This window comes from Micromonospora sp. HM134 (assembly GCF_007833915.1).
GTDB classification, from domain to species: Bacteria; Actinomycetota; Actinomycetes; order Mycobacteriales; family Micromonosporaceae; genus Micromonospora; species Micromonospora wenchangensis.
Genome location: NZ_CP041061.1, coordinates 1,786,438 through 1,798,766, shown reverse-complemented (window position 1 = coordinate 1,798,766; position 12,329 = coordinate 1,786,438). Strand labels below are relative to the sequence as shown.

10 protein-coding genes are annotated in these 12,329 nt (G+C 74.3%); 3 read left to right on the top strand and 7 right to left on the bottom strand.

The features are described 5' to 3' along the window. Positions 1 to 2: 2 nt before the first annotated feature. The 3 genes from FJK98_RS08300 to FJK98_RS08290 all read right to left on the bottom strand — a co-directional run bounded on the left by FJK98_RS08300 (position 3) and on the right by FJK98_RS08290 (position 3,187). Positions 3 to 1,202 carry a low temperature requirement protein A gene (locus tag FJK98_RS08300; protein ID WP_145918505.1) on the bottom strand — a complete coding sequence of 400 codons (1,200 nt, stop codon included), beginning with the start codon at positions 1,200 to 1,202 and terminating at the stop codon, positions 3 to 5. 56 nt (positions 1,203 to 1,258) lie between these two features. Continuing rightward, positions 1,259 to 1,834 (bottom strand): HhH-GPD-type base excision DNA repair protein, encoded by a 576-nt coding sequence (locus FJK98_RS08295; protein WP_145918504.1) that lies wholly within the window; start codon positions 1,832 to 1,834, stop codon positions 1,259 to 1,261. Between the two features lie 129 nt (positions 1,835 to 1,963). Then, entirely contained in the window at positions 1,964 to 3,187 is a 1,224-nt protein-coding gene (locus tag FJK98_RS08290) for a S8 family peptidase (RefSeq protein WP_145918503.1), read from the bottom strand. 190 nt (positions 3,188 to 3,377) lie between these two features. On the opposite strand from FJK98_RS08290, the gene FJK98_RS08285 reads away from it, so the two are divergent. Continuing rightward, positions 3,378 to 4,862, top strand: coding sequence for a methyltransferase (locus FJK98_RS08285; RefSeq protein ID WP_205789406.1), 1,485 nt, complete (start codon positions 3,378 to 3,380; stop codon positions 4,860 to 4,862). After that, positions 4,862 to 5,284 (top strand): D-aminoacyl-tRNA deacylase, encoded by a 423-nt coding sequence (gene dtd / locus FJK98_RS08280; RefSeq protein ID WP_145918502.1) that lies wholly within the window; start codon positions 4,862 to 4,864, stop codon positions 5,282 to 5,284. The genes FJK98_RS08285 and dtd overlap by 1 nt, the downstream gene beginning before the upstream one ends. Before the next feature lie 205 nt (positions 5,285 to 5,489). Here the strand turns inward: dtd and FJK98_RS08275 are convergent, their stop codons facing one another. Further along, a complete protein-coding gene (locus tag FJK98_RS08275; RefSeq protein ID WP_145922638.1) occupies positions 5,490 to 6,278 on the bottom strand; it encodes a sporulation protein in 789 nt (262 codons plus the stop codon). Between the two features lie 220 nt (positions 6,279 to 6,498). Between FJK98_RS08275 and sigB the strand changes: the two genes are divergently transcribed. Then, positions 6,499 to 7,515, top strand: a complete 1,017-nt coding sequence (gene sigB / locus FJK98_RS08270; RefSeq protein WP_370517017.1) for an RNA polymerase sigma factor SigB — start codon at positions 6,499 to 6,501, stop codon at positions 7,513 to 7,515. A gap of 88 nt (positions 7,516 to 7,603) precedes the next feature. Here the strand turns inward: sigB and FJK98_RS08265 are convergent, their stop codons facing one another. The 3 genes from FJK98_RS08265 to FJK98_RS08255 are packed head-to-tail and all read right to left on the bottom strand — an operon-like array spanning position 7,604 to position 12,257. Continuing rightward, positions 7,604 to 10,147 carry a bifunctional GNAT family N-acetyltransferase/acetate--CoA ligase family protein gene (locus tag FJK98_RS08265; RefSeq protein ID WP_145918501.1) on the bottom strand — a complete coding sequence of 848 codons (2,544 nt, stop codon included), beginning with the start codon at positions 10,145 to 10,147 and terminating at the stop codon, positions 7,604 to 7,606. A gap of 22 nt (positions 10,148 to 10,169) precedes the next feature. After that, entirely contained in the window at positions 10,170 to 11,351 is a 1,182-nt protein-coding gene (locus tag FJK98_RS08260; protein ID WP_145918500.1) for an acetoin utilization protein AcuC, read from the bottom strand. 48 nt (positions 11,352 to 11,399) lie between these two features. Beyond that, positions 11,400 to 12,257 carry a sulfurtransferase gene (locus tag FJK98_RS08255; protein WP_145918499.1) on the bottom strand — a complete coding sequence of 286 codons (858 nt, stop codon included), beginning with the start codon at positions 12,255 to 12,257 and terminating at the stop codon, positions 11,400 to 11,402. Positions 12,258 to 12,329: the final 72 nt, after the last annotated feature.

Genomic DNA, 12,329 nt, shown 5'->3' with positions numbered 1-12,329 from the left:
GCTCACAGGGCCGGGTGGGGCCGCTCCGGTGGTTGCCCGTACGCCCGGCGGTAGTCCGCGACCGTGATCGCCGCCAGCACGGCGGCGGCTGCGGCGAGCGCCACCACGCTGACCGTCAGGGTCGCCAGCGGCGTCAGCACGGCCAGGGCGAGCATCCCGACGATCCGGGCCCGGGACACCCGCCCGAAGACCTCGTGCTCGAACCGGGCGCGGGCGAGCAGGAAGACCGCCGGACCACCCATCAGGAAGACCGCCCAGGACAGCTTGGTCCGCTCGTACGGGTGCACGATCGCCAGTTCGTAGCCGACCGCCGTGGTCAGCACCCCGGCGACGATCACCAGATGGGTCCAGCTCATCGACTCCCCCAGCCGGCCGGGGGCACGGGCCACCCGGATCGCCTCGGTGAGCAGGTGACCCGCCCGGTGGAAGTAGATCCGCCAGAGCAGCACGGTGGTCACGAAGGAGAGCAGGAACGCCCCGGAGCTGGCGCCCGAGAAGCTGTGCCCGCTGAACGTCAACCCGATGACGAGGATGTTCTCACCGAGGGCGATCAGGAAGAACTGCTGGTGCCGCTCGGCCAGGTGCTCCCCCAGCACCGCCCAGGTGGACGTGCGGGTCGCCCCGAGGCGGGGCACCGGCCAGCCGAACATCAGCCCGGCGTAGTCGACGACGACGGCCGCCGACCAGCAGGCCAGCCGCCATGTCCCGGGCAGCACCGCCCCGAGCACCCAGGGCACGGCGCTGAACACCGCCCAGGACGCGACCCGCACCGTGACCAGCCGGCGGGGATGGCCGTGCAGCGCCAGGGTGAGGAAGAGCGGCCGGCCCACCTGCACCGCGACGAACGCGAGGGCGAAGGCCAACGCGCGGGTGTCGAAGGCGCGTGGCGTGGCCACCGCCATCACCATGCAGCCCAGCATCGCGTAGACCACCACGAGCTGGATCTCCGGCCGTTCCGGCTCGTACCGGCTGGTGACCCAGGCGGTGAAGGTCCAGACCGCCCAGAAGGCCAGGAAGATCACCAGGGTCTGGGCGATCTCGACGGGCAGATCCCGCTGGGGGGTGTTCAGATCGTCGATCACCCGCTGGGAGACCCGGGTCAGGGCGAAGACGAAGACCAGGTCGAAGAAGAGTTCCAGGAAGGTGGCCCGGGGCGAGCTGACCCCGCCGCGCAGCAGCGCCGCCCCCCGCTCGTCCGCCATCGTCCACCCGTCGCCGCTGTCGCGGATCTCAACGAGCCGACCCGGTTCCGGTTGCGTCAGCCCCGCTCGGCCCTGGCCGCCGCCTTGGCCTGCTGCTTGTACTCGCGTACCCGGCGCAGCGACTCCGCGTCGGTGACGTCGGCGACCGACCGGTAGGTGTCCGGGTCGCCGTACCCGCCGGCGGCCTCCCGCCAGCCGTCGGGGCGCACGTCGTACCGCTTGCCGAGCAGGGCGACGAAGATCTGCGCCTTCTGGGTGCCGAAGCCGGGCAGGTCGGCGATGCGGCGCAGCAGTTCCCGCCCGTCGTCGACGTCCGCCCAGAGCCGGCCGGCGTCACCGGCGTACCGCTCGACCAGCACCCGGCACAGCTCCTGCACCCGGCCGGCCATCGCCTTCGGGAACCGGTGCAGCGCGGGCGGCCGGGCGAAGACCGCGACCAGCTCCGCCGGGTCGTAGCCGGCCAGTTCCCGGGCGTCCGGGTCGTGCCCGAGCCGCTGGGCGAGCACGTACGGCGACGAGAACGCCTTCTCCATCGGCACTTGTTGATCAAGGAGCATCCCGGTCAGCAGGGCCAGTGGGCTGCGCTCCAGCAGCCGGTTGGCCTCGCCGTCGATGGGCAACGAGAGCGTCATGCCCCCATCCTGCCCGCCCCGGCCGCCCGGCCGGCCGACATCCGGTCCGGCCCGCCGCACCGGGACCGTCCGGACGCGGCGCGGCCCGGTGGACACGGGTGTCCACCGGGCCGTCGGTGTCGTGGGGCGTCAGTTCACGACGAAGAGCAGCCGGTTCGGCGAGCCCGAGCCGGGGCTGGTCACCACGTTGGGGGTGGCGTTGCTGGTCAGGTAGCTGGCGACCTGGGCCGGGGTGTAGGACGGGTTGGCCGACAGGACCAGGGCGGCGGCACCGGCGACGTGCGGGGACGCCATCGACGTCCCGCTGATCGAGTTGGTGGCGCTGTCGTTGGTGTTCCAGGACGAGGTGATGCTCGACCCGGGGGCGAACAGGTCGACGCAGGTGCCGTAGTTGGAGTAGGAGGCCCGCGCGTCGGTGCTGGTGGTGGCACCGACGGTGATCGCCGAGGCGACCCGCGAAGGTGACGAGTTGCAGGCGTTGGCGTTGGAGTTGCCGGCGGCCAGCGCGTACGTGATGCCCGAGCTGATCGAGCTGGCCACCGCGTTGTCGAGAGTGGTGCTGGCCCCGCCGCCGAGGCTCATGTTGGCCACCGCCGGCTTGACCGCGTTGGCGGTCACCCAGTTGACGCCGCTGATCACGCCGGTGGTGCTGCCGCTGCCGGCGCAGTTGAGCACCTTCACCGCGATCAGCCGGACGCCCTTGGCGACGCCGTACTTGGTGCCGCCGACGGTGCCGGCGACGTGCGTGCCGTGGCCGTTGCAGTCGGTGTTGTTGGAGTCGACCGTGTTGGTGCCCCAGGTGGCCCGGCCGCCGAAGTCGGTGTGGGTGGTCCGGATGCCGGTGTCGATGATGTACGCCCGCACGTTGGTGGCCGTGTTCGGGTAGGTGTAGCTGGAGTTCAGCGGGCGGTTGCGCTGGTCGATGCGGTCCAGGCCCCAGGAGGGCGGGTTGGTCTGGGTCGCCTGGACGGTCATCACCCGGTCCTGCTCGACGTAGGCCACCGACGGGTCGGCGGCGAGCCGGCGGGCCTGGCTGGCGCTCATCTTCGCGCTGAATCCGGTGAGCGCGGCGCTGTAGACGTCGGCGACGTTGCCGCCGTACCGCTTGGTGAGGCTGGCGGCCCGGTCCGGTACGGCGGTCCGGGCGGCGCGGCTGTTGGCGGCGCCGACGGCGTCGCCCTTCAGCACGACCAGGTAGCTGCCGCTGATCGCGTCCGGGGCGGAGGCGTAGCGGATCTGGCCGGTGGGGGCGGCGAGGGCGGGGGCGCCCGCGGCGACGGAGAGGGCGGCAGCGGCGGCCGCGACGGCGACCGCGCGGATCGCGCGACGCCGGGGGACGGACACGTCGGACATCGTCTGAACTCCCTACCGGGTACGTCCGGACAGGCGGGGGCCGTCCGAACGTCCCATCGACGGATGTTGGAGGGAATGTTAACGAGACATCGACGCACGTAACAGAGATAACGGCCGGGGGATTGAGCTGGCGTTATGGAAGTCAACGGGTGCCCGCCACCGGCGGCCCCCGGCCAGGCAGGATGACGAGGTGGACCGTTACGACATGCTGCTCTCCCCCGCCGGCGTCGACGCGCTGCGCACCGCGCTCACCGACGCCGACTTCACCGCCAACGGCATCGCCGGCCGGCTCGGGCCGCAGGCCACCGGCGGGGTGGCCCGCAACGACTTCCGGGCCGCGCTGCGCGCCACCGAGGAGCGCGACCCGCTGGCCACCCTGATCCGGGTGTTCGTCTGCGACCAGACCGAACCCGAGTCGGCGGTCGCCGCCGCGCTCGCCCCGCTCGACCTCGCCGAGGCCGTCGCCGCCGGCCTCGTCGAACCGTACGGTGACGGCCTGCGCGCCGGGATCGACCTGGAGCCGTACGGGGACACCTGGTGGGTGCTCGCCGACGTGCCGGCCAGCGCCCGCCCGGGTCGGCCACTGCCCAGCGAACACGTGCTCGGCATCGGCGGGGCCACCCAGACCCTGATCGGGGCGACCGTCCGCCGCCCGGTGGACACCGCGCTGGACCTCGGCACCGGCTCCGGTGTGCAGGCCCTGCACCTGGCCACCCGGGCCCGGCAGGTCACCGCCACCGACGTGTCGCAACGGGCACTGCGGTTCGCCGCCACCACCGCCGCCCTCAACGGGCAGGACTGGGAACTGCTGCGCGGCGACCTGGTCGCCCCGGTGGCCGGACGCCGGTTCGACCTGGTGGTCAGCAACCCGCCGTTCGTGGTCGGGCCGGGCACCACCACCCACGTCTACCGGGACTCCGGCCGGGTCGGCGACGCGATCGGCGCGGAACTGGCCGCCGCCGCCCCGGGTCTGCTCACCGAGGGCGGCACCATGCAGTACCTGGCCAACTGGGTGCACGTCGCCGGGGAGGACTGGGCCGAGCGGGTGACCGGCTGGTTCGCCGGCACCGGCCTGGACGCCTGGGTGATCCAACGCGAGGTCGCCGACCCGATGGCGTACGTCAACCTGTGGCTGGCCGACGTCGGCGAGGCGACCGACCCGCACCGGGCGGCGGCCTGGCTGGACTGGTTCGACGCGCACAAGATCGAGGCGGTCGGGTTCGGCATCGTCTCGCTGCGCCGGGGCGGGCACGACGATCCCGTCGTCCGGGTGGAGGATCTGCGCCAGCGGGTCGAGGCCCCCCTGGGCGACCAGGTCGCCGCCTGGTTCGACCGGCAGGACCTCATCCGGGACCGGGGCGTCGACGGGCTGCTCGCCGCGCGTTTCCGGGCCGCCCCGGGGCTGCAACTGCGGCAGGAGGCGACGATCGGCGACGAGGGCTGGGCGGTGGACCGGCAGGTCCTGACGATGCCGCACGGGCTGCGCTGGAGCGAGGAGATCGACCCGCTGGTGCTGGCCCTGGTCGGCGGCTGCGACGGACGGCTGCCGCTGCGTGACCAGCTCGCCCTGCTCGCCGCCGCGCACGACGTCACCACCGACGAGCTGGCCGAGGCGGCCGGACCGATCGTGGCGCACCTGGTCGAGCGGGGCATCGTCGAGCCGGTGACCGACTGATGCGGGCGGTGGTGCAGACCGTCGGCCGGGCCAGTGTGACCGTCGACGGGGAGGTGGTCGGCGCGGTCACCGACGGCCTGCTGGTGCTGCTCGGGGTCACCCACACCGACACCCCCGAGCTGGCCGCGACGATGGCCCGCAAGGTGCACGAGCTGCGCATCCTCGACGACGAGCGCAGCGCCGCCGACACCGGTGCCCCGATCCTGCTGGTCAGCCAGTTCACCCTCTACGGCGACACCCGCAGGGGCCGCCGGCCGAGCTGGACCGCCGCCGCCCCCGCCGAGGTGGCCGAACCACTGGTCACCGCCGTGGTCGAGGCGCTACGCGCCCGGGGCGCGACGGTCGAGACGGGCCGTTTCCGCGCCCACATGCTCGTCGAGAGCATCAACACCGGCCCCCGCACCCTCCTCCTGGACCTCTGACCACCCCCTCCCCACGCCCACGCCCCGCTCGCCCCCGCGTCAGTGCCGGTGATCAAGAGGTTCACGTCATCCTGAAGATCGAAGTTGACACAAACCTCTTGATCAGTTGACGCAAACCTCTTGATCACCGGGGCGAGGCGGGGCGGGGCAGGGCGAGCGGGGCGAAGCAGGCAGAGCGGGGGCAGGTGGGCGGGGCCGGGTCAGGTCAGGAGAAGAGGCCCCGGCGTTGGAGGGACTGGCGGAGCCAGCCGTCGAGTTGGGCGGCCCAGTCGGTGCGGTCGGCGTTGGCGTGGTCGACGGTGAACCGGCCGAAGGTGTCCCGGCCCTCGGTGAACAGGCCGCCGCGCTTGTCCAGCTCCAGCACCACCTGCACCTGGTGCGGGTCGGTGACGAAGGTGACCTCCAGCTGGTTGATCGCCCCGGCGTACTGCGGCGCGGGGTAGAACTCGATCTCCTGGTAGAACGGCAGGCTCTGCCGTACGCCGTAGATGTGGCCGCGCTCGACGTCGGCGCGGGCGAACCGGAAGCCCAGCCGCAGCAGCGCCTCCAGCAGCCGCTCCTGGGCCGGCAGCGGATGCACCGACACCGCGTCCAGGTCACCCTTGTCGACCGCGCGGGCCACCTCCAGCTCGGTACGCAGCCCCATCGTCATCCCGTGCAGCCGGTGGCCGTACAGGTCGGTCAGCGGGGTCTCCCACGGCACGGCGAACCGGAACGGGATGTCGTACCGCTGGCCCGCCTCCAGCCGGAACGGGCCGGTGACCTGCTGGCGGGCGAACTCCTGGGTCGTCTCGTACTCGGAGTCCGCGCCCTCCACCTCGACCCGGGTGACCAGACCGAGCGCCACGTACTCGATGTCGGTGGCGTGGTCGCCGCCGGCCACGTGCACCCGACCCTCCAGCACCCCGCCCGGACGGCAGTTCGGGTTGGCGAGCACGGTCTCCACCGACGGACCGCCCACCCCCATCGACTGCATGAGCCGCTTGAAGACCACCACGTCCTCCATTGCCTGTTCAGGGCCGACCAGGATGGTCGACCGCTGGCACGGTAGCCGGACCCGGCAAGACCGGCACGGCACACCCCGCATCCGACCGGATTGCTGTCGGTTCCCCGATCGCCTCACCCCCGTTTCACGTCCCGGTTGGAAAGCTGTTCGTCACCGGGGCCGATGGCGCCGGTACGCGACACGAAAGCGGACACGGGGAGACACAGAGATGGCCCTGCAGATGATCGATAACAAGACGCGCCCGGCCACCACCATCGACGCCGAGCACGGCACCGAAGCCCTCACCGACCTCGACGCCACCGACGAGCGCGGGGTCTCCACCGACCTGGTCCGGGCCTACCTCAACGGCATCGGCCGGACCAAGCTGCTCACCGCGGCCCAGGAGGTGGAGCTGGCCAAGCGGATCGAGGCCGGGCTGTTCGCCGAGGAGAAGCTGTCGACGTGCATCCCCGTCTCCGGCGATCTGCACGCCGACCTCGCGCTGATCGCCCGGGAGGGTCGCGCCGCCAAGGACCACCTGCTGGAGGCGAACCTGCGACTGGTGGTCAGCATCGCCAAGCGGTACACCGGGCGGGGGATGGCCTTCCTCGACCTGATCCAGGAGGGCAACCTCGGCCTGATCCGCGCGGTCGAGAAGTTCGACTACGCGAAGGGTTACAAGTTCTCCACGTACGCCACCTGGTGGATCCGGCAGGCGATCACCCGGGCGATGGCCGACCAGGCGCGCACGATCCGCATCCCGGTGCACATGGTCGAGCAGGTCAACCGGATGGTCCGGGTCCGCCGGGAGCTGTCGGTCACGCTGGGCCGCGAGCCGATCGTGTCCGAGGTGGCGCGGGCGATGGAGATCCCCGAGTTCCAGGTCATCGAGCTGATCTCGTACGACCGGGAGCCGGTCAGCCTCGACCAGGCCGTCGGCGAGGACGGCGAGAGCGCCCTCGGTGACTTCGTCGCCTCGGTGGACCCGCGCACCGAGCCGGGTGACGCCGCCGCCAACGGCGAACTGCGCAACGAGGTACGCATCGTGCTCGCCACCCTCTCCCAGCGGGAGCAGGCGGTGATCCGGCTCCGGTTCGGCCTCGACGACGGCCGGCAGCGCACCCTCGACGAGGTGGGCAAGGAGTTCGGCCTGTCCCGGGAGCGCATCCGGCAGATCGAGAAGGTCACCCTGCTCAAGCTGCGCGACCCGGAGCGGGCGCAGCGGCTGGAGGCGTACGCCTGCTGAGCGGAACGGTTCGCGGTCAGGCCCCCGGCGGTTCGCCGGGGGCCTGACCGCCGTCCGGACCCGTCACCGCCGGGCCTGGGGCGGCAGGTCAGAGCCGGCGCGGGCCGGTGTCGGGGCGGGCCCCGGCCGTGCCGACCCCCACCGTCGCGTGCAGCACCGACACGCCGTCCGGGCGGGCCAGCACCGGGTTGAGGGTGAGCGACCGCACCCGGGGCTGCTCGTCGGCGAGCCGCCCCACCCGCAGCAGCAGGTCGGCCAGGGCCGCCCGGTCCACCGGGGCGGCACCGCGGTGCCCCCGCAGCAGCGGCGACGCCCGGGGCTCGTCGACCAGTTCGGCCGCGTCCCGGTCGGTCAACGGCACCGCCCGCCAGGCCCGGTCACCGAGCAGTTCGGTGGCGACGCCCCCCAGCCCGAAGCCGACCACCGGCCCGAACGCCGGGTCCTCCCGCAGCTCCACCACGCAGGCCACCCCGGGCGGCACCATCGGCTGGACCAGCACCTGCGCGCCGAAACCGGCCGCCAGGTCCGCGTACGCCCGGCGCAGGGCGACCGGGTCGGCCAGGTCGAGGCGGACGGCGCCCAGGTCGAGGCGGTGCCGCAGGCCGGGGGCGGCGGCCTTCAACGCCACCGGCCACCCGCAGCGGTCGGCGGCGGCGAGCGCCTCGTCGACGCTGCCGGCGGGCACCGACCCGACCACCTCGACGCCGTACGCGGCAAGCAGCGCCACCGGGTCGGCGGCGTCACCACGCAACGCGGCCCGCCCGGCGGCCCGGTCCACCCCGGACAGCTCCGGCACCGTGCCCGGGTCCCGCCGCAGCCACCCGGCGTACCGGCCGACCCGGCCCAGCGCCCGCACCGCCTCCTCCACGCTCGGGTACGCGGGCAGCCCCGCCGGCACCCGCCCGGCGAGGAACGTCACCACGGTCGGCTTGCCACCGGCCAGTGTCGCCGGCAGGGCGGCGGTGAAGTCCGCCTCCTCCACGGTGAGCTGCCCCGGCAGCGGCGGTGCGAAGACCGCGACCAGCGCGTCCACCCGGTCGTCGGCGGCGGCCCCGGCCAACGCGGCGGTGAACTCGGCGACACCGGCGTGCGGGCCGACGTCGCGGGGGTAGCCGTCGGCCACGGTGAGGCCCTGCCCGCCGCAGGCGGCGGCGGCCAGCCCGGTCAGCGCCGACGAGTTGCCCACCACCGCGACCCGGTCCCCGGCGGGCAGCGGCTGGTGCGCCAGCAACACCCCGACGTCGAGCAGCTCGGCGACGGTGTCCACCCGGATCACCCCGGACTGGGCGAACAGCGCGCTGACGGCGGCCTCGTCCAGCGCCGGGCCGGCCGGGCGGGCCAGCGAGGCCAGCGCCACCACCGGCTTGTCCCGGCCGATCCGGCGGGCCAGCCGGGCGAACTTGCGCGGATTGCCGAAGGTCTCCAGGTAGAGCAGGATCACGTCGGTGCCCGGATCGTCCTGCCAGTACTGGAGCAGGTCGTTGCCGGACACGTCGGCCCGGTTGCCGGCCGACACGAAACTCGACAGGCCCAGCCCGCGACGCTGCGCCTGCGCCAGCAGCGCCACCCCGAACGCGCCGGACTGGCTGAAGAAACCCACCCGGCCGGGGGCCGGCAGCACCGGGGCCAGGGTGGCGTTGAGGCGTACCCGCTCGTCGGTGTTCGCCACCCCCAGACAGTTCGGGCCGACGACCCGCATGCCGGCGGCGTGTGCCGCCCGGACCAGGGACCGCTGGGCCGCCGCGCCGGCCGGACCGGCCTCGGCGAAGCCGGCGGAGATGACCACCAGGCCGTGCGCGCCGGCCGCGGCGGCGTCGGCCACCACCCCGGCCGCCGCGTCGGGGGGCACCGCGACGACCGCCAGGTCGACCGCCACCCCCGCGTCGGCCGCCGACGGGTACGCGGGCAGCCCCGCCACCGTGCGCGCCCCCGGGTGCACCGGCACGATCGCCCCCGGGTACCCGCCGTCACGCAGGTGCCCGAGCAGCGCCGCGCCGACGCCCTGACCGGTGGCGCTGGCCCCGTAGACGGCCACCCCGCGCGGGGCGAGCAGCCGGGCGATGGACCGGGCCTCGGTGCGGTGTTCCCGGCCCCGCTGCACCGCCAGGGTCGCCTCGGTCGGCGCGATCGGGAAGGTCAGGTGCACCACCCCGTCGGCGAACTGGCGTTGCACCTGGTAGCCGAAGTCGGCGAAGACCCGCAGCATCGCCCCGTTGGTGGGCAGCACCTCGGCGACGAAGTGCCCGATGCCGGCCCGGCGGGCCGCGTCGGCCAGGTGCTCCAGCAGCACCGAACCGATCCCCCGGCCCTGGTAGGCGTCCTCCACCACGAACGCCACCTCGGCCTCGGGGGCCGCCGGCCCCAGCCGCTCGTACCGGCCGACGGCGACGATCCGGTCGCCGGCCAGCACCACGAACGCCTCCCGGTCCCGGTGGTCGACGGTGACGAACCGGTGCAGGTCCCGTTCCGGAATGCGCGGGTACGGCGAGAAGTAACGCAGGTAGCGGGTGCGTTCCGAGAACCGCCCGTGCATGGCGACGATCTCCGGGGCGTCCTGCGGCCGGATCGGTCGCAGCCCGACGGTGCTGCCGTCGCTGAGCAGCACGTCCACCGGTTGGTCGACAGTGGTCACCGGTCCCTCCCCAGGTCCCGGCTCAGTCGCGCGGGTCGTACGGGTCCAGCCCGAGCAGCGGGAACACCGCCTTGCGGGTGGCCGCCACGGCTCGGTCCACCGAGTTCGGCTCCCCGGTCGGCTGCCACGGCCGGTGTTCCGGGTCGACGTCGTCGGTCATCCGCAGTGGTACGTCCCGGCCGGGCCGCCGGTGGGCGGCCAGCGTGCGCCAGCCGGGCGGGGTGAGGGTGGCCGGGTCGAGCGGGTCGCCGGTGGCCACCGCCAGCAGGTGGGTCCAGGCCCGGGGCACCACCTCCACCAGGGCGTACCCGCCGCCGCCGGTGGCCACCCAGCGGCCGTCGCACAACTCGTCGGCGAGCGCCCGCAACGCCAGGTAGGTGGCGCGCTGCCCGTCCACCGACAGGTGCAGGTCGGCCAGCGGGTCGAGCCGGTGCCCGTCGGCGCCGCACTGGGTGAGCAGGATCTGCGGCCGGAACGCCCGCAGCACCGAGGGCACGACCGCGTGGAAGGCGCGTTGCCAGCCGGCGTCGTCGGTGCCCGGCGGCAGCGGCAGGTTGACCGCGCTGCCCTGCGCCCCCGGCCCGCCGGTCTCGTCGGGGAACCCGGTGCCGGGGAAGAGCGCGAGCGGGGTCTCGTGCAGGCTCACCGTGAGCACCCGGGGGTCCCGGTAGAAGACCTCCTGCACGCCGTCGCCGTGGTGCACGTCCACGTCGACGTACGCGACCCGCTCGGCACCCAGGTCGAGCAGGCGGGCGATGGCCACCGCCGGGTCGTTGTAGACGCAGAACCCGGCGGCCCGGTCGGGCATCGCGTGGTGCAGCCCACCGGCCACGTTGACCGCACGGCGGGCCTCGCCCCGCCAGACCGCCTCGGCGGCGGCCACACTCGCCCCCGCGATCAGCGCGCTGGACTCGTGCATCCCGTCGAAGACCGGATTGTCCGAGGTGCCCAGTCCGTACCCGGCGAAGAGCGGATCGCGGGGGGCGGCCCGGACCGCGTCCAGGTAGTCGGGCCGGTGCACCCGGGTCAGCGTCGCGTCGTCGGCCGGCTCGGGTTCGACCAGCCGCACCCCGGGCCGGTCCAGGACGCCCAGCTCCCGGGCCAGCGCCACGGTCAGCTCGACCCGGACCGGGTCCAAGGGGTGCTCCCCCATGTCGTAGTCGAGCAGGGACTCGTCCCACACCACCAGCGTGTCGTCCGACATGGGGTCATCGTCGCACGACGGTCACCGCCCGCCCACCACACGTGCAGGTCAGCCGCCGGGTGTCGGGCCGGTCGCCACCGGCCGGGACCCGTCGGCGACCCATCCGCTCCACGATCCGACGTAGAGCGCGGCGTCCGGCCGGCCCGCCAGGTGCAACGCCAGCACCGCCTGCGCGGCGGTCACCCCCGACCCGCAGTACGCCCCCACCGGCCCGTCGGCGCGCACCCCCACCGCGGCGAACCGGTCCCGCAGCACGTCGGCGGCCGGGTAGCGCCCCTCGGTGACGTACCCGGGGGCGGGCAGGTTCACCGCGCCCGGCACGTGCCCGGCGACCGGGTCGATCGGCTCGGTCTCACCCCGGTAGCGGGGCGCGGCCCGCACGTCGATCAGCACCCCGTCGTCGGCCGCCGCGAGGGCCGCCGCCGCGTCGGCGTCCAGCACCGGCAGCGCGCCCGGCCGGACGGTCACGTCACCGGGCGTGACGGTGGGCACCTCGACGGTGTGCGGCAGCCCGGCGGAACACCAGGCCGCCCAGCCACCGGCCAGCACCCGCACCGGCCGGTGCCCGGCCCAGCGCAGCGTCCACCAGGCACGGGCGGCAGCCAGGCCGTCGCCGTCGTCGTACACCACCACGGGGTGACCGGTGCGCACGCCGGCGGCCCGCAGCGCGGCCTGGAGGGCGGCCGGGTCGGGCAGCGGGTGCCGGCCCGCCGCGCCGGGCGGACCGCACAGGTCGGTGTCCAGGTCGACGAAGACCGCGCCGGGCAGGTGCCCGGCCACGTAGTCCGCGCGGCCCGGCGGGCCGGCCAGCCGCCAGCGGACGTCCAGCAGGGTCGGTGCGTCGGGCCGGGCCAGCTCGGCGGCGAGCCGGTCCGGCTCGATCAGGGGGTCATCGGTACCGGACATGCGGTCCAGTCAACACCATCGGGGCACCGACCTCGCGTTTCGGCGCAGGTCGATCTTCGCGCGCCGGGGTAG